This window comes from Clavibacter sp. VKM Ac-2873 (assembly GCF_015351075.1).
Classification (GTDB): Bacteria; Actinomycetota; Actinomycetes; order Actinomycetales; family Microbacteriaceae; genus Clavibacter.
In genome coordinates this window covers 311,818-327,317 of sequence record NZ_JADKRS010000002.1, presented here as the reverse complement: position 1 = coordinate 327,317, position 15,500 = coordinate 311,818, and the positions used below count along the sequence as shown (strand labels likewise).

General features: G+C 73.2%; 17 protein-coding genes. 10 read left to right on the top strand and 7 right to left on the bottom strand.

All coding sequences use genetic code 11. The annotated features are described in order from the left end of the window. The first annotated feature begins 83 nt into the window (after window positions 1-83). Genes kdpF through ITJ44_RS08805 form a run of 6 tightly spaced genes read left to right on the top strand, consistent with a single transcriptional unit; the run spans window position 84 to window position 7,960 of the window. The gene (gene kdpF, locus ITJ44_RS16165; protein WP_043583966.1) at window positions 84-188 is read left to right on the top strand and encodes a K(+)-transporting ATPase subunit F; all 105 of its coding nucleotides are present in this window, start codon (window positions 84-86) and stop codon (window positions 186-188) included. Continuing rightward, on the top strand, window positions 188-1,864 hold the full coding sequence (gene kdpA, locus ITJ44_RS08825) for a potassium-transporting ATPase subunit KdpA (RefSeq protein WP_194634663.1): 1,677 nt from the start codon (window positions 188-190) through the stop codon (window positions 1,862-1,864). Before kdpF ends, kdpA begins: the two co-directional genes overlap by 1 nt. Then, on the top strand, window positions 1,861-4,011 hold the full coding sequence (gene kdpB / locus ITJ44_RS08820) for a potassium-transporting ATPase subunit KdpB (protein WP_194634662.1): 2,151 nt from the start codon (window positions 1,861-1,863) through the stop codon (window positions 4,009-4,011). The genes kdpA and kdpB overlap by 4 nt, the downstream gene beginning before the upstream one ends. Window positions 4,012-4,050: 39 nt before the next feature. Further along, complete coding sequence (gene kdpC, locus ITJ44_RS08815) at window positions 4,051-4,659, top strand: potassium-transporting ATPase subunit KdpC (protein WP_194634661.1); 609 nt, start codon at window positions 4,051-4,053, stop codon at window positions 4,657-4,659. A 32-nt stretch (window positions 4,660-4,691) separates the two neighbouring features. Further along, a complete protein-coding gene (locus ITJ44_RS08810) occupies window positions 4,692-7,259 on the top strand; it encodes a DUF4118 domain-containing protein (protein WP_194634659.1) in 2,568 nt (855 codons plus the stop codon). Beyond that, complete coding sequence (locus tag ITJ44_RS08805) at window positions 7,256-7,960, top strand: response regulator (RefSeq protein ID WP_194634657.1); 705 nt, start codon at window positions 7,256-7,258, stop codon at window positions 7,958-7,960. Before ITJ44_RS08810 ends, ITJ44_RS08805 begins: the two co-directional genes overlap by 4 nt. Window positions 7,961-7,985: 25 nt before the next feature. Here the strand turns inward: ITJ44_RS08805 and ITJ44_RS08800 are convergent, their stop codons facing one another. Beyond that, entirely contained in the window at window positions 7,986-8,441 is a 456-nt protein-coding gene (locus tag ITJ44_RS08800; protein ID WP_194634655.1) for a hypothetical protein, read from the bottom strand. A gap of 72 nt (window positions 8,442-8,513) precedes the next feature. Between ITJ44_RS08800 and ITJ44_RS08795 the strand changes: the two genes are divergently transcribed. From ITJ44_RS08795 to radA, 4 genes are all read left to right on the top strand, one after another. Then, a complete protein-coding gene (locus ITJ44_RS08795; protein ID WP_370551658.1) occupies window positions 8,514-9,272 on the top strand; it encodes an SGNH/GDSL hydrolase family protein in 759 nt (252 codons plus the stop codon). A gap of 63 nt (window positions 9,273-9,335) precedes the next feature. After that, entirely contained in the window at window positions 9,336-9,878 is a 543-nt protein-coding gene (locus ITJ44_RS08790; RefSeq protein WP_194634651.1) for an RDD family protein, read from the top strand. Window positions 9,879-9,903: 25 nt separating this feature from the next. Continuing rightward, complete coding sequence (locus tag ITJ44_RS08785; RefSeq protein ID WP_194634649.1) at window positions 9,904-10,080, top strand: hypothetical protein; 177 nt, start codon at window positions 9,904-9,906, stop codon at window positions 10,078-10,080. A gap of 44 nt (window positions 10,081-10,124) precedes the next feature. Beyond that, complete coding sequence (radA, locus tag ITJ44_RS08780; RefSeq protein ID WP_045529847.1) at window positions 10,125-11,486, top strand: DNA repair protein RadA; 1,362 nt, start codon at window positions 10,125-10,127, stop codon at window positions 11,484-11,486. Window positions 11,487-11,525: 39 nt separating this feature from the next. Here the strand turns inward: radA and ITJ44_RS08775 are convergent, their stop codons facing one another. The 6 genes from ITJ44_RS08775 to ITJ44_RS08750 all read right to left on the bottom strand — a co-directional run bounded on the left by ITJ44_RS08775 (window position 11,526) and on the right by ITJ44_RS08750 (window position 15,469). After that, entirely contained in the window at window positions 11,526-11,840 is a 315-nt protein-coding gene (locus ITJ44_RS08775; RefSeq protein ID WP_194634647.1) for a metalloregulator ArsR/SmtB family transcription factor, read from the bottom strand. Between the two features lie 112 nt (window positions 11,841-11,952). Beyond that, window positions 11,953-12,111 (bottom strand): hypothetical protein, encoded by a 159-nt coding sequence (locus ITJ44_RS08770; protein ID WP_012039450.1) that lies wholly within the window; start codon window positions 12,109-12,111, stop codon window positions 11,953-11,955. A gap of 106 nt (window positions 12,112-12,217) precedes the next feature. Further along, window positions 12,218-12,889: a hypothetical protein gene (locus ITJ44_RS08765; protein ID WP_194634645.1), complete on the bottom strand. Its 672-nt coding sequence runs from the start codon at window positions 12,887-12,889 to the stop codon at window positions 12,218-12,220. A 134-nt stretch (window positions 12,890-13,023) separates the two neighbouring features. After that, the gene (locus ITJ44_RS08760; protein WP_194634643.1) at window positions 13,024-13,566 is read right to left on the bottom strand and encodes an amino-acid N-acetyltransferase; all 543 of its coding nucleotides are present in this window, start codon (window positions 13,564-13,566) and stop codon (window positions 13,024-13,026) included. A gap of 51 nt (window positions 13,567-13,617) precedes the next feature. Continuing rightward, window positions 13,618-13,881, bottom strand: a complete 264-nt coding sequence (locus tag ITJ44_RS08755; RefSeq protein ID WP_194634641.1) for a hypothetical protein — start codon at window positions 13,879-13,881, stop codon at window positions 13,618-13,620. A gap of 1 nt (window position 13,882) precedes the next feature. After that, a complete protein-coding gene (locus ITJ44_RS08750; protein ID WP_194635046.1) occupies window positions 13,883-15,469 on the bottom strand; it encodes a HAMP domain-containing sensor histidine kinase in 1,587 nt (528 codons plus the stop codon). Between the last annotated feature and the right edge of the window lie 31 nt (window positions 15,470-15,500).

Below are 15,500 nucleotides of genomic sequence, written 5' to 3'. Positions count from 1 at the left end.
CCAGTGCTCGACCTCGTGTACATCGCAGGCGCCATCGTCCTGTTCGCCCTCGTCGCCGTCGTCGGCCGAGGAGCGGAGAAGCTGTGATCACCTCGTTCGCCGACGCCGCCGGCCTCGCCGCCGCCGTGCTCGGCATCGCCTCCGTCGTGTACCTCGTGTACGCCCTCGTCCGACCCGAGAAGTTCTGATGGACACGCTCGCCGGAATCCTCCAGGTCGCGTCCGTCGTCCTGGTCCTCGTCCTCATCCACCGCCCGCTGGGCGACCTCATGGCGCGCATGTACGAGTCGCGCCACGACTCCCGCGTGGAGCGGTTCCTCTACCGCCTCATCGGCGTGGACCCCCGCTCCGAGCAGACCTGGCCCGCCTACCTCCGCGCGGTGCTCGCGTTCTCGCTCGTCGGCGTCCTCGTCGTCTACGGGCTGCAGCGCCTCCAGGCGTTCCTCCCCTACTCGCTCGGCCTGCCCGCCGTGCCCGAGGGCCTGTCCTTCAACACGGCCGTCTCGTTCGTCACCAACACGAACTGGCAGTCGTACTCGCCCGAGGCGGTGATGGGCTACACGGTCCAGCTGGCCGGCCTCGCGGTGCAGAACTTCGTCTCGGCGGCGGTCGGCATGGCGGTGGCCATCGCGCTCGTCCGCGGCTTCGCCCGCACGCGCAGCGGCACGATCGGCAACATGTGGGTCGACCTGCTCCGCGGATCGCTCCGCCTGCTGCTGCCCCTGTCGCTCGTCACCGCGGTGGTCCTCATCGCCGGCGGCGTGATCCAGAACTTCGCCGGCTTCCAGGACGTGGCCACCCTCACGGGCGGCACGCAGACGATCCCGGGCGGCCCGGTGGCCTCGCAGGAGGCGATCAAGATCCTCGGCACGAACGGCGGCGGGTTCTTCAACGCGAACTCCGCGCACCCGTTCGAGAACCCGACGGCGTGGACGAGCGCGTTCCAGGTGATCCTGATGCTCGCGATCCCGTTCTCGCTCCCCCGCACCTTCGGCAAGATGGTCGGCGACACCCGCCAGGGCGTCGCGATCGTGGCCGTGATGGCGACGATCTTCGTCGTCTCCCTCACCGCGCTCACGATCTTCGAGCTGAACGGCGCCGGCACGGCCCCGATGGCCGCCGGCGGCGCGATGGAGGGCAAGGAGCAGCGGTTCGGCATCATCGGGTCGACGCTCTACGGCACCGCGTCCACGCTCACCTCCACGGGCGCGGTCAACTCGATGCACGACTCGTACACGGCGCTCGGCGGCATGATGCCGATGCTCAACATGATGCTCGGCGAGGTCGCCCCCGGCGGCACCGGCTCGGGCCTCTACGGCATGCTCATCCTCGCCGTGATCTCCGTGTTCGTCGCGGGCCTGCTCGTCGGCCGCACGCCCGAGTACCTCGGCAAGAAGATCGGGCCGCGCGAGATCAAGCTCGCGAGCCTCTACATCCTCGTCACGCCGACCCTCGTGCTCCTCGGCACGGCGCTGAGCTTCGCGATCCCCGCCGTCCGCGAGGACGTCGAGGGCACCTCGATCCTCAACAGCGGCCTGCACGGCCTCTCCGAGGTCGTCTACGCGTTCACCTCGGCGGCCAACAACAACGGATCCGCGTTCGCCGGCCTCACCGCGAACACCCCGTGGTTCAACACGGCGCTCGGCGCAGCGATGCTGCTCGGGCGGTTCCTCCCGATCGTGTTCGTGCTGGCGCTCGCCGGATCCCTCGCGGCGCAGGACCGCATCCCCACCACATCGGGGACCCTGCCCACCCACCGGCCGCAGTTCGTCGGCCTCCTCATCGGGGTGACGGTCATCGTGACCGCTCTCACCTACTTCCCCGTTCTCGCGCTGGGTCCCCTGGCGGAAGGGCTCGCATCATGACCGTCCTGACCACCCCCGAGGCGCCGGCCGCACCGGCTCCCGCCTCCCGCGCCCGGGCCATCGACGCCCGGCAGCTCGCCGAGGCGCTCCCCGGGGCGTTCCGGAAGCTCGACCCGCGTCTCATGTGGAAGAACCCGGTGATGCTGATCGTCGAGGTCGGCGCCGCGTTCACCACGATCCTCGCGATCGCCGAGCCGTTCACGGGCGGCGCCGGATCCTCCGGCGGCAGCGCCGTGCCCGCGACCTTCACGGCCGGCATCGCCCTGTGGCTCTGGCTCACGGTCGTCTTCGCGAACCTCGCGGAGTCGGTGGCCGAGGGCCGCGGCAAGGCGCAGGCCGACAGCCTCCGCAAGACCCGCACCAGCACCATGGCGCGCGTCGTCACGTCGTACGACCAGGCGCGCGATCCCGGCGCCGAGCGCGCCGAGCTCCGCGAGGTCTCGAGCGCCGACCTCACCCTCGGCGACACGGTCGTCGTGGTCGCCGGGGAGTCGATCCCGGGCGACGGCGACGTCGTGTGGGGCATCGCCTCCATCGACGAGTCGGCCATCACGGGCGAGTCCGCCCCGGTGGTCCGCGAGTCCGGCGGCGACCGCAGCGCGGTCACGGGCGGCACGCGGGTGCTGAGCGACCGGATCGTGGTGCGCATCACCTCGAAGCCCGGCGAGACCTTCGTCGACCGCATGATCGGCCTCGTCGAGGGCGCGTCGCGCCAGCGCACGCCGAACGAGATCGCGCTGAACATCCTGCTGGCGAGCCTCACGATCGTCTTCGTGATCGTGGCGCTCACGCTCAACCCGATCGCGTCCTACTCGGCCGCGACCGTGAGCGTGCCGGTGCTCATCGCGCTGCTCGTCTGCTTGATCCCGACCACCATCGGCGCCCTGCTCTCGGCCATCGGCATCGCCGGCATGGACCGGCTCGTGCAGCGCAACGTGCTCGCCATGTCGGGCCGCGCGGTCGAGGCGGCGGGCGACGTCACCACGCTGCTCCTCGACAAGACCGGCACGATCACCTACGGCAACCGCCGCGCGAGCGAGCTCGTGTCCGTCGACGGCGTCGGCGCCGAGGAGCTCGCCCGGGCCGCGGCCATGTCGTCGCTCGCGGACCCGACGCCGGAGGGATCCAGCGTCGTCGACCTCGCCGTCGCGCAGGGCCTCGACACGAGCACGCTGCCCCGCGGCGTGGACGTGCCGTTCACCGCCCAGACCCGCATGTCGGGCGTCGACCTGCCCGACGGCACGGTCGTCCGCAAGGGCGCATCGTCCGCCGTCATCGCGTGGCTCGAGGAGGGCGGCCGCCCGCTGCCCTCGACGCTGCACGCCGAGCTGACCTCGGCCGTCGAGGCCATCTCGAACGGCGGCGGCACCCCGCTCGTCGTCGCGATGAAGGACCCGGCGGGCGCCGGCCGCGTGCTCGGCGTCGTGCACCTCAAGGACGTCGTGAAGGACGGCCTCAAGGAGCGCTTCGCGGAGCTGCGGGCGATGGGCATCCGCACCGTGATGATCACGGGCGACAACCCGCTCACCGCGCGGGCCATCGCCGCCGAGGCCGGCGTGGACGACCACCTCGCCGAGGCGACGCCCGAGGACAAGCTCGCGCTCATCCGCAAGGAGCAGGAGGGCGGCCGCCTGGTCGCCATGACCGGCGACGGCACCAACGACGCGCCCGCGCTCGCGCAGGCCGACGTCGGCGTCGCGATGAACACGGGCACGTCGGCCGCGAAGGAGGCCGGCAACATGGTCGACCTCGACTCGGACCCGACCAAGCTCATCGACATCGTCCGGATCGGCAAGCAGCTGCTCATCACCCGCGGCGCGCTCACCACGTTCTCCATCGCGAACGACGTGGCGAAGTACTTCGCGATCATCCCCGCGATGTTCACGGGCGTGTTCCCGCAGCTCGCGGTGCTCAACGTGATGCAGCTGCACTCGCCGGCGTCCGCGATCCTCTCCGCGATCATCTTCAACGCGCTGATCATCGTGGCGCTGATCCCGCTGGCCCTGAAGGGCGTGGCCTACCGGCCGCTCAGCGCCTCCCGGGTGCTCAGCCGGAACCTGCTCGTCTACGGGGTCGGCGGCGTGATCGCGCCGTTCATCGGCATCAAGCTGGTCGACCTCGTCGTCAGCCTGATCCCCGGCTTCTGATCCCTCCTCCCCTCACGTACAGCCAATAGAAGGAAGCGCATGTCCTCCCCCCGCCAGTCCCTCCGCACCGCCGGCGTCGCCGTCCGCGCGATGGCCGTCCTCACCGTCGTCCTCGGCGTCGGCTACACGGCCGTCGTCACGGGCATCGGCCAGCTCGCGCTCCCCGCGCAGGCGGACGGCTCGCTCGTCTCCGCCGACGGGCAGGTCGTCGGCTCCTCGCTGATCGGCCAGTCCTTCCAGGACTCCGACGGCGCGGCCCTCCCCGAGTGGTTCCAGTCCCGGCCCTCGGCCGCGGGCGACGGCTACGACGGCACCGCGTCGAGCGGCAGCAACCTCGGCCCCGAGAACGGCGACCTCGTGTCCTCCATCGAGGACCGCAAGGCCGCCATCGCGGAGTCCGACGGCGTGGATCCGAGCACCATCCCGGCCGACGCGCTCACCGCGTCCGCGTCGGGGCTCGATCCTCACATCAGCCCGGAATACGCTCGGGAGCAGGTGGCGCGCATCGCCTCGGCCCGGGGCATCCCCGAGCAGCAGGTCGAGCGCCTCGTCGACGCGCACGTGCAGGGCCGCGACCTCGGGTACCTCGGGGAGCCGACCGTGAACGTGCTCGAGCTGAACATCGCGCTCGCCGGCCTCGGCGGCTGACGCCCGCACCACGCGGGCAAGGAAGAGAAGACATGAAGCGCGGTCGACTGCGGGTGCTGCTGGGAGCGGCGCCCGGCGTGGGCAAGACCTACGCGATGCTCGAGGAGGGCAAGCGACTGCGCGACGAGGGCGCCGACGTGGTGGTCGCGGTCGTGGAGACCCACGGCCGCGCCGCCACGGCGGCGATGCTCGAGGGGCTGGAGATCCTGCCGCGGCGCGAGGTGTCGCACCGCGGGGTGGAGATCACGGACCTCGACGTGGACGCGGTCATCGCCCGCCGGCCGACCATCGCGCTGGTCGACGAGCTCGCCCACACCAACGCCCCCGGCGGCCGATCCGAGAAGCGCTGGCAGGACGTGGACCTCATCCGCGACGCCGGCATCGACGTGATCTCCACCGTCAACATCCAGCACATCGCCTCCCTGAACGACGTGGTCGAGAAGATCACCGGGGTGCCGCAGCGCGAGACCATCCCCGACCGCGTGCTCCGCGAGGCGCACCAGATCGAGGTCATCGACCTGGCGCCCGAGGCCCTGCGCGACCGGCTCGCCGGCGGCCGCGTGTACCCGGCCGAGCGGATCGACGCGGCCCTCTCGCACTACTTCCGCCTCGGCAACCTCACCGCCCTCCGCGAGCTCGCGCTGCTCTGGCTCGCCGACGAGGTCGACACCGCGCTCGCCGCCTACCGCGACGAGAAGGGGATCGACGCCAGGTGGGAGGCCCGCGAGCGCGTGGTCGTGGCGCTCACCGGCGGCCCCGAGGGCGAGACGCTCCTCCGCCGCGGCGCCCGCATCGCCGCCCGCTCGGCCGGCGGCGAGCTCATGGCCGTGCACGTCTCCAGCCAGGACGGCCTGCGCTCCGGCAGCCCCGAGGCGCTCGCCAGCCAGCGCGCGCTCGTCGACTCGCTCGGCGGCAGCTACCACCAGGTCGTCGGCGACGACATCCCGCGCGCGCTCGTCGAGTTCGCGCGCGCGTCCAATGCCACGCAGCTCGTGCTCGGCGTGAGCCGCCGCAGCCGCCTCGCCGCCGCGGCGACCGGGCCCGGCATCGGCGCCACCGTGATCCGCGAGTCCGGCGACATCGACGTGCACATCGTCACGCACGCGGCCGCGGGCGGGCGCTTCCGGCTGCCCAGGATCCGGGGCGGCGCGCTCAGCATGCGGCGCCGTGTGCTGGGCGCGCTCCTCGCGCTCGTCGGCGGCCCGCTGCTCACCTGGTTCCTCTCGGCCACGCGCTCGGACGACTCCATCACGAGCGACGTGCTCTCGTACCAGCTGCTCGTGGTGCTCGTCGCGCTCGTCGGCGGGATCTGGCCGGCGCTGTTCGCGGCCGTGCTCTCCGGATTCACGCTCGACTACTTCTTCATCGACCCGCTCTACACGATCACCGTCGACGAGCCGCTGCACCTGCTCGCGCTGGTGCTCTACGTGGTCATCGCGCTGCTCGTCAGCTGGATCGTCGACCAGGCCGCGCGCCGCACCCGCCTCGCCCGCCGCGCCGTCGCCGAGGCCGAGCTGCTGGCCACGGTGTCGGGATCCGTGCTCCGCGGCGAGGGCGCCGTGCACGCGCTCGTGAGCCGCACCCGCGAGGCGTTCGGCCTGCAGGGCGTGAAGCTCGTGGACCGCGACGAGACCATCGCGTGGGACGGCGTCGTCACCGGCGCCACCGCGACCGACGTGCCCGTGGGATCCCGCGGCGTGCTCACCCTCTACGGCGACGACCTCGAGGCCTCCGGCCGGCGCCTCCTCCGGGTCATCGCCGCGCAGCTCGACGCCGCGCTCGAGCACCGCGACCTCTCCGACACCGCCCGCGAGGTCGGCCCGCTCGCGCAGACCGACCGCGTACGCACGGCCCTCCTCTCGGCCGTCAGCCACGACCTCCGCCGACCGCTGAGCGCCGCGACCGCCGCCGTCACCGCGCTCCGCTCCCCCGGCATGACCTGGGCCGACGGCGACCGCGAGGAGCTGCTCGCCACCGCAGAGGAGAGCCTCGGCACGCTCGCCGACCTGGTCACCGACCTCCTCGACGTGAGCCGCGTGCAGGCCGGCGTGCTCGGCGTGCGGCTGATGGACGTCGACCTCGACGACGTCGTGCTCGCGGCCCTCGACGAGCTCGACCTCGGACCCGCCGACGCCGTGCTCGACCTCGCGCCCGATCTGCCCGGCGCCGTCGCGGATCCGGGCCTCCTCCAGCGCGTCGTCGTCAACCTGCTGAGCAACGCCGTGCGGCACGCGCCCGACGGCGTGCCCGTGCGCCTCAGCACGAGCGCGTTCGCCGACTCCGTCGAGATCCGCGTCGTGGATCACGGCCCCGGCGTCGCACCCGAGCGCCGCGACGACATGTTCGTGCCGTTCCAGCGCCTCGGCGACACCGACAACGCGTCCGGCCTCGGCCTCGGCCTCGCGCTCTCGAAGGGCTTCACCGAGGGGATGGGCGGCACGCTCACCGCGGAGGACACCCCGGGCGGCGGGCTCACGATGGTGGTCGCGCTGCCGGCCTGCCGGGCGGACGCGGAGCCGGTCGCGGGTCCGCCTGCTCCCGCTGGGCTGCCCGCCACCACGTCCACCACCGCCACCACCACCTCGGAGGTGTCCGCGTGAAGATCCTCATCGCCGATGACGACCAGCAGATCCTCCGGGCCCTGCGGATCACCCTCACGAGCCTCGGCTACGACATCGTGACGGCGGAGGACGGTGCCGCCGCCGTGCGCGCGGCCGTCGCCGAGAAGCCCGACCTCTACATGATCGACCTCGGCATGCCGCGGCTCGACGGCGTCGAGGTGATCCAGGCGCTCCGGCTCTGGTCGACCGCGCCGATCCTCGTCGTCTCGGGCCGCTCGGGCGCCGCCGACAAGGTGGAGGCGCTCGACGCGGGCGCCGACGACTACGTGACCAAGCCGTTCTCCATCGACGAGCTGCTCGCCCGGATCCGCGCCCTCGGCCGCCGCGCCGCCGCCGACGAGGACCGCTCCGCCACGGTCTCCTTCGCCGACGTGACGGTCGACCTCGCCGCCCGCGTCGTCACGCGCGGCGACCAGCGCGTGCGCCTCACCCCCACCGAGTGGCAGGTGCTCGAGCTGCTCGTCCGGAACCCCGACCGGCTCGTCTCCCGCCAGACGCTCCTCACTGAGATCTGGGGCCCGACCCACGTGAACGACAGCGGCTACCTCCGCCTCTACGTGGCGCAGCTGCGCAAGAAGCTCGAGCCGGACCCCGCCCACCCGCGGCACCTGCTCACCGACCCCGGCATGGGGTACCGGTTCGTGCCGGCGGGGGCGGGTCGGGCGCCGGGCGAGGGCTAGCCGCTGTTCGCCAGCCGCACGAGGCTCACGTGCGCGCTCGCAGCGCGAGGTACACGACGATCGCCGCGATCCCGATCGGCACCACAAGACCCGGCAAGAGCACGATGACGACCGGCGACGGCAGGCTCGAGAGCCACAGTCCGTAGGGGCCGCTCAGCATCACGGTGTTGAGGACGTTGATCCCGACGCCCGCGACGAGCAGGGCAGGGAGGACCCACCGCGACCTCGTCACGCCATAGGACCTGAGGCACTGTGAGCCGCACCAGAAACCGGCGAGCGCGAGGAGTCCAAGAGAAGCAGCGATGACCAGCCCCAGAGCGCCCAGTTCGTGCGATTCCGGAGGCATGCTCACGCCGAAGAACGACACGGCATGGAAGAGGACGAACGACCCCCCGCAGAAGCAGGCGAGGGCCGACGAGATGCCCCGTGCTCTCCGCGTCCCCTCAGCCTCGGACGGCTCGCCTCCCACCGTGTCGCTCATGACTCAAGTGTGATGCCCGTCATCGGCCGCGCGGTCAGCCGGCACCCGGATCCGCGCGCGTATGCTCCCGAGGTGCCCACGAGATCCACCCGCCCCGCCGCGCTCCTCGCCGCCGCGCTCGGCGGGCTCACCGCCGCCGCCCTCGTGCTGCCGCGCCGGTTCGAGGCCGGTCGCCGCCGCCGGGCCGTGGGCGTCAACGAGACGCTGCCCGTGAACTCCGCGTGGTGGCGCGAGCACGCGAAGATCGAGGGCGACCTCCTCTACGTGGCGCTCGGCGACTCGACCGCGCAGGGCATCGGGGCGAGCCGTCCGGGCAACGGCTACGTCGGGATCCTCGCCGACCGGATCCGCGCCCTCAGCGGCCGCTCGGTCCGCACCGTCAACCTCAGCGTCTCGGGCGCCCGGGCCTCCGACCTCGTCGAGCACCAGCTCCCCCGCCTCGCGAAGATGCAGCCGGACGTGGTGACCCTCGCCATCGGCGCCAACGACATCCTGGCGTTCGAGCCGGTCGCGTTCGAGCACGACCTCGGCCGGATCCTCGACGCCGTCCCCCCGACCACCGTCGTCGCCGACCTGCCGTGCTTCCACTTCCCGACGAGCGAGCGCAAGGTGCGGGTCGCGAACGAGATCGTGCGCCGCCTCGCCACCGCACGCGGCCTCCGCCTCGCGCCGCTGCACCGCATCACCCGCCGGCAGACCGCGGTGCTCGCGATCACCCAGGCCGCGGGCGACCTCTTCCACCCCAACGACCGCGGCTACCGCGTCTGGGCGAGCGCGTTCCTGCCGTTCCTCCCGGCGACGGTGCACGCGCTGGAGGTGTCGGGGCGCTGAGGCGCTCGCATCCCGCCCGCCGGCGTCCCGGGCGGACGCCGCGCGCTCGATAGGGTCGCGACCATGACACGCCACCCCGGCGACCGCCTCCTGGCCGTCCTCATCGACTGGCTGTTCATGAGCGCGTGGATCGCGGTGGTCGCGGCCGTCACCGTGCCCCTCTTCCTCGTCGGCGCCACCGCGTCGCTCCCGCCCGTCGCCGAGAACGCAGTAGCCGCGCTCGTGACGGTGGTGCCGATCACGATCGCGCTGGCCGTGCTGGAGTCCGGGCCGCGCCAGGCGACGCCCGGCAAGCGCGCGCGGCGTCTGGTCGTGCAGGACGCCCGCACCGGCGAGGCCCTCCCCTTCCGTCGGGCGCTCCTCCGCAACGCCCTGAAGGTCGCGCTGCCCTGGGCTGTGGGGCACGCCGCCGTGTACGCGATCGTCGGCGCGAGCGGCGAGACCGGCGGCACGAGCGCCTCCGTCCCGCCCGGCGTGGAAGCCCTCACGGCTATCGCATACGTGCTCCCGATCGTCTGGCTCGTGACGCTCCTCCTCGGTTCGGGGCGCACGCCGTACGACCGGATCGCGGGGACGGTCGTCGCCCGCACCGCGCCTCGCGCCTGACCTCCCGCGTCCGTAGGGTGGATCCATGGCCGACGACACCGCGGACGCCCGCCCCACCGGCACGATCTGGCTCGTGATCGGGCTCGTCTCGGGCGCGCTGCTCGTCACCGGCGTGATCCACCCGGCGTGGATCCCCGCGGCCGTCTTCGCCGTCTCGGTGCTCATGTTCGTGCGGACGACGGGTCGTCGCTCCCCCTCCTGACCGCCCGTCCGCCCATGTCGGTGCCCGCCGGTAGAGTCCCCCGCATGGCCCGCATCCACTCCACGTACCGCTGCTCGGAGTGCGGGTGGACGACCCCGAAGTGGGTCGGCCGGTGCGCCGAGTGCCAGAGCTGGAACACCGTCGCGGAGGTCTCGCAGACGCCCGCGGCGGCCGGCCGGGTCACCACGCTCACGCCCGCGGGATCCAGCCAGGCGCGGTCGATCATGCACGTCGGCACCGCGTCCGCCAGCCACATGCCGAGCGGCGTCGGCGAGCTCGACCGGGTGCTCGGCGGCGGCATCGTGCCGGGCGCGGCCATCCTCATGAGCGGCGAGCCCGGCGTCGGCAAGTCGACGCTACTGCTCGAGGTCGCGGCGCGCGCGGCGGCCAAGGGCGCGAAGGTCCTCTACGTCACGGCCGAGGAGTCCGTCGCGCAGGTGCGCATGCGCGCCGAGCGCACGGGCGGGCTGCAGGAGTCGCTCATGATCGCGGCCGAGACCGACCTCGGCACGATCCTCGGCCACATCGAGCAGGTCTCGCCCGACCTCCTCATCGTCGACTCGGTGCAGACCGTCTCCAGCAGCACGTCCGACGGCCTGCCCGGCCACCCCGGCCAGGTGCGCGAGGTCGCGGTCACGCTCATCCGCGTCTGCAAGGAGCGCGACCTCCCGCTGCTGCTCGTCGGCCACGTCACCAAGGACGGGTCCATCGCGGGTCCGCGGCTCCTCGAGCACCTGGTCGACGTGGTGTGCCAGTTCGAGGGCGACCGGCAGACCTCGCTGCGCTTCATCCGCGCGCTCAAGAACCGCTTCGGCCCCACCGACGAGGTCGGCTGCTTCGAGATGGCGGGCGACGGCATCGTCGAGGTGCCGGATCCGAGCGGCATGTTCCTCTCGCGCGGCGTCCACTCGGTCTCGGGCACGTGCGTCACCGTCGCGATGGAGGGCCGCCGCGCCCTGCCCGTGGAGGTGCAGGCGCTCGTCGTCGACACCAAGGCACCGCAGCCGCGCCGCGTGGTCAACGGGGTGGACGCGTCGCGCGTCGCGATGCTGCTGGCCGTGCTCGAGAAGCGCGCCAACGTGCGCCTCTCGGACCGCGACGTCTACGTGTCCACGGTCGGCGGCGTGCGGCTCACCGAACCGGCGGCGGATCTCGCCATCGCCGTCGCCCTCGTCTCCGCCGTCAACGGCAAGGCCATGCCGCACGACCTCGCCGCGTTCGGCGAGATCAGCCTCGCGGGCGAGATCCGCGGCGTCACGTCCGCGCCGCAGCGCGCGGCGGAGGCCCGACGGCTCGGCTTCACGCAGATCGTCGACGCCGAGTGGGGCCCGCTGTTCTCCGCGCTCGGCCGCGCGTTCTCGCTCGCGAAGAGCGAGCGCGAGAAGGAGCTCGACGAGGCGTTCTGATCCGCGGACCGCATCCAGGCGACGGCGGCGAGGTGGGGATCAGCTCGCGCTGACGATCCCGTCCGCGTGCTCCCGCACGTGCGCCACGGCGTCGGCCACCACGTGGGTCACGTGCGTGTCCGCCACCTCGTAGCGGGCGATGCGCCCGTCGCGCTCCACGGTCACGAGCCCCGCCGACCGCAGCACGCGCAGGTGCTGCGACACGAGCGGCTGCGAGAGGCCCGACTCGGCGACCAGCTCCGACACGCTCATCTGCCGCGATGCGAGCAGCCCGATGAGGCCGAGGCGCGACGGCGAGGACAGCGCCTTGAAGAGGTCGGCGGCCTGCTCGAAGCCGGCGGGTGGGTAGGTCACCTGGACGATCCTAGGGCGAGGCGGACACGCGGCCCGGCGCGGATACGGCGACGGGGACCTGGCCTCATGGCCTGGTCCCCGTCTCGATCGTCGCGCGCCGTCGCGCGATGGATCAGTGCTCGTCGTAGTGGTCGCCGTGCTCGGCGTGCTTGTGGCCATCGTGGACGTAGTCGACGTGGTCCTCGTGGGTGACGGTCTCGTGGCCGCAGTCGGTGCCGTGCTGGTGCTCGGCGACGGTGTGCTCGGCGTGGGTCTCGGTGGTGTCGGTCATGATGCGTCCTTCGGTCGGTGGAGCACCAGGATGACAGACGCATGCATGGATTGCAATAAATGCATCCAATCAGGAACCGTGATCATGTGCGCACGCGGACCGCGCGTCAGTAGAGCAGGAACGACTTCGGTTCGGCGCTCTTCACGCCGGCCACCTCGACCGACAGCGTGTAGGTCGCGCCGCCCGCGGGCACGGTCGGGCGCTGCTTCTCCTGGCACGTGGTGGTGGACGACCGCTGGCGCGACCACTCGAACGGCGACGACGTCTGCGGCGTGCGGGCGGCGAGCTCGACCTCGGCGTCCGCGGCGCCCGTCTGGCAGTCGGTCGACTTCCAGTAGACGTCGGATCCGCTCGAGATCGTGAACACCTGCGTCGTCGTCCCGAGGTTCGCCGTGCAGGGCTCCATGCCCGTGTTCGTCACGGTGAAGGAGAGCTTGGGCAGCACGCCCGCCTTGTAGGAGGCGGCGTCGGTGACCGGGGTGACGGTCAGCTGGCCCGCGGCGCAGGATCCGTCGGCGTTCGTCTCCGTGCCGGCGCTCGCGCTCGGGCTGGGGTCCGGGGCCGGGGCGGTCTCGGCGGCGGCGCCCGAGTCGCCGGCGGGGGCGGCGTCCGCGCTGGGCGTCGCGCCGGGCGCCGCGGTGTCGGCCGAGCCGCGCCCGAGGTTGGAGACGAGGATCACGACGACCGCGATCACGGCCACCACGACGAGCAGCGCCATCAGGCGGCGACGACGGTACACGGCCGGGGACGGGCGGCCTTCGGGCGAGGTCGAGGACATGAGCACAGGCTATTCGCGGGCCCGGCCGCGGCCCGGTCGGCGCGCCCGGGGAGCCCGGGGAGCCCGGGGAGCACGGCGGCGGATCCCGCCCATCCCGTGGAGCCGGCCGCCGCGGCGGCCGCAGCGGCCTCGGCTCAGAGCGCCTTGAGCATGCGCGTGTTGCCGAGCGTGTTCGGCTTCACGCGCGAGAGGTCGAGGAACTCGGCGATGCCCTCGTCGTGCGAGCGGAGCATCTCGTAGTAGATCTCCTGCGCGATGATCGACTCGGCCACCTCGTGGTAGCCGTGGCGCGAGAAGAACCCGACCTCGAAGGTCAAGCAGAACAGGCGGCTGAGGCCGAGCTCGCGGGCGTCGTCCTCGAGGCGCTCGAGCAGCGCGTGGCCGACGCCGGTGCCGCGCGTGTGCGGGGCGGCCGCGAGGGTGCGGATCTCACCGAGGTCCTCCCACATCACGTGCAGCGCGCCGCAGCCGACGACCTCGCCGGACGCGTCGACCGCGACCCGGAACTCCTGCACGTTCTCGTAGAGCACCACGAGATCCTTGCCGAGGAGGATCCCCTCCAGCACGAGCGGCTCGACGAGCTGCTGGATCCGCGGCACGTCGCCGGTGCGCGCACGTCGCACGCGGATGCCGGCGGCGGGCTCCACGGACTCGGCGGTGACTGGCTCTGCGCTCACGATGACGACCCTCTCGATCCGCGGCTCGGGCGCCCGGATCCGGGGTCCAGCCTAGCGACGGCCGGTTCCCGCGTCCGGGGCGGACGGCTCCGCGTCGCTGCCGTCGCCGACGCCGCTGCCGAGCCGCGCGATCATCCGCGGGGCGATCCACACGATCGCCACCACGCCCACCACCGCGCGCAGCCCCGCGAACACGAGCACCCACCAGCCGACCCCGTCGCCGCCGACCAGCAGCGCGATCCCGATGACGACGAGCGCCGCGTCCGCGACGAACGGCACGCGCAGCCAGAACATGAGGCGACGGACGGGATCCATGTCAGGCGCCGTCGCGAGGACCGGGCCGGTCGGCGACGGGCGCGCCCGACGGCGGCGCCCAGCGGTCCGCGGCAGTGCCGGCGGGCGCACCCGACGCGGCTCGCGCATCCGCGGCCGGACGCACCACCGGCAGCCGCACGCCGAACACCGTGCGGCCCGGCTCCGACTCCACCCAGACCGCGCCGTGGTGCGCCGACACGATGGCCTGCGCGATCGCGAGGCCCAGGCCCGTGCCGCCGGTGGAGCGGGCGCGGGATCCGTCGCCGCGCACGAAGCGCTCGAACAGCGAGGCCTGCAGCTCGGGCGGGATGCCGGGGCCGTCGTCGGTGACGCGGATGACCGCGTGCCCGTCGGATCCCGTGCCCTCCACCGCGAGCGACGCGACGACCCGCGTGCCCGCGGGCGTGTGCGTGCGGGCGTTCGCGAGCAGGTTGACGACCACCTGGCGGAGCCGCGCGTCGTCGCCGGGGACCGTCACGGAGTCCTCGGGCAGGTCGAGGTCCCAGTCGTGGTCCGGGCCCGCCGCGCTGGCATCGCCGACCGTGTCGAGGAGGATGCGCGTGAGGTCGACCGGATCCGACTCCAGCTCGCGCCCCTCGTCGAGGCGCGCGAGGAGCAGCAGGTCCTCGACGATGGTGGTCATGCGCACCGACTCCGACTCGATCCGCGACAGCGAGTGCGTCACGTCCTCGGGCAGCTGGTGGGGACCCCGGCGGGTGAGCTCGGCGTAGCCGCGGATGGAGGCGAGCGGCGTGCGCAGCTCGTGGCTCGCGTCGGACACGAACCGCCGCACCTTCGCCTCGCTCGCCTGCCGCGACGAGAGCGCGGCGGAGACGTGCCCGAGCAGGCCGTTGAGCGCGGCGCCCACCCGGCCGACCTCGGTGCGCTCGTCGGTGTCGGATGCGGGCACGCGCGCCTCGAGCGCGACGTCGCCGCGGTCGAGCTCGAGCGCGGCCACGTGGGTCGCCGTGTCGACGACCCGGTCCAGCGGACGCAGCGCGCGCCGCACGATGACGGCGCCCAGCACGGCGGCGAGCGCCAGCGTGAGGGCGGCGACCACGGAGATCACGACGATGAGCTGCTCGACCACGTCGTCGGCGGGCTTCATCGGCAGGCCGGTGACGAGGGTCGCCCCCGTCGCGGCGGTGTCGCCGACCAGGCGGTAGCGGCCGAGCGCGCCGCCGAGGTCGACCGTGCGGGGGACCCCGTCGGTGGGCACGCTCTGCAGCTGCTGGCTCTGCAGCTGCGTCAGCTCCACGGCGCCCGCGCCGCCCGGCTCGCCCTCGGCCGCGTCGCGGTCGGCGATGTACCCGCCCGAGACCACGCCGTCGGCGATGGTCGCGCTGATGGTGCCGACCTGCTGCCCGAACGCGCCGAGCCCGCCAGGAGGGGCGCCGGGGAAGCTGCCGTACTGATCCGCATCCCGGTCGATGAGGTTCGAGGAGCGCGCCGCGGTGGCCTGCAGCTGCTGGTCGACCTGCTGCACGAGCGACGCCCGCAGCGCGAGGATGCTGACCGTGCCGATGAGGATGCTCGCGAGCGCCAGCAGCCCCACGACGCTGAGGACGAGGCGGCGCCGCAGGGTCATGCCGCCCGCGGCCGCGGTGAGCCGGGCCCGC

What these genes read in the sequence shown, in the direction of transcription:
- ITJ44_RS08755 (WP_194634641.1), bottom strand. Translation starts at nt 13,881, where the DNA reads ATGGATCCCGTCCGTCGCCTCATGTTCTGGCTGCGCGTGCCGTTCGTC.
- ITJ44_RS08770 (WP_012039450.1), bottom strand. Translation starts at nt 12,111, where the DNA reads ATGACCGACACCACCGAGACCCACGCCGAGCACACCGTCGCCGAGCAC.
- kdpB (WP_194634662.1), top strand. Translation starts at nt 1,861, where the DNA reads ATGACCGTCCTGACCACCCCCGAGGCGCCGGCCGCACCGGCTCCCGCC.
- radA (WP_045529847.1), top strand. Translation starts at nt 10,125, where the DNA reads ATGGCCCGCATCCACTCCACGTACCGCTGCTCGGAGTGCGGGTGGACG.
- ITJ44_RS08790 (WP_194634651.1), top strand. Translation starts at nt 9,336, where the DNA reads ATGACACGCCACCCCGGCGACCGCCTCCTGGCCGTCCTCATCGACTGG.
- ITJ44_RS08800 (WP_194634655.1), bottom strand. Translation starts at nt 8,441, where the DNA reads ATGAGCGACACGGTGGGAGGCGAGCCGTCCGAGGCTGAGGGGACGCGG.
- ITJ44_RS08785 (WP_194634649.1), top strand. Translation starts at nt 9,904, where the DNA reads ATGGCCGACGACACCGCGGACGCCCGCCCCACCGGCACGATCTGGCTC.
- ITJ44_RS08765 (WP_194634645.1), bottom strand. Translation starts at nt 12,889, where the DNA reads ATGTCCTCGACCTCGCCCGAAGGCCGCCCGTCCCCGGCCGTGTACCGT.
- ITJ44_RS08750 (WP_194635046.1), bottom strand. Translation starts at nt 15,469, where the DNA reads ATGACCCTGCGGCGCCGCCTCGTCCTCAGCGTCGTGGGGCTGCTGGCG.
- kdpC (WP_194634661.1), top strand. Translation starts at nt 4,051, where the DNA reads ATGTCCTCCCCCCGCCAGTCCCTCCGCACCGCCGGCGTCGCCGTCCGC.
- ITJ44_RS08810 (WP_194634659.1), top strand. Translation starts at nt 4,692, where the DNA reads ATGAAGCGCGGTCGACTGCGGGTGCTGCTGGGAGCGGCGCCCGGCGTG.
- kdpA (WP_194634663.1), top strand. Translation starts at nt 188, where the DNA reads ATGGACACGCTCGCCGGAATCCTCCAGGTCGCGTCCGTCGTCCTGGTC.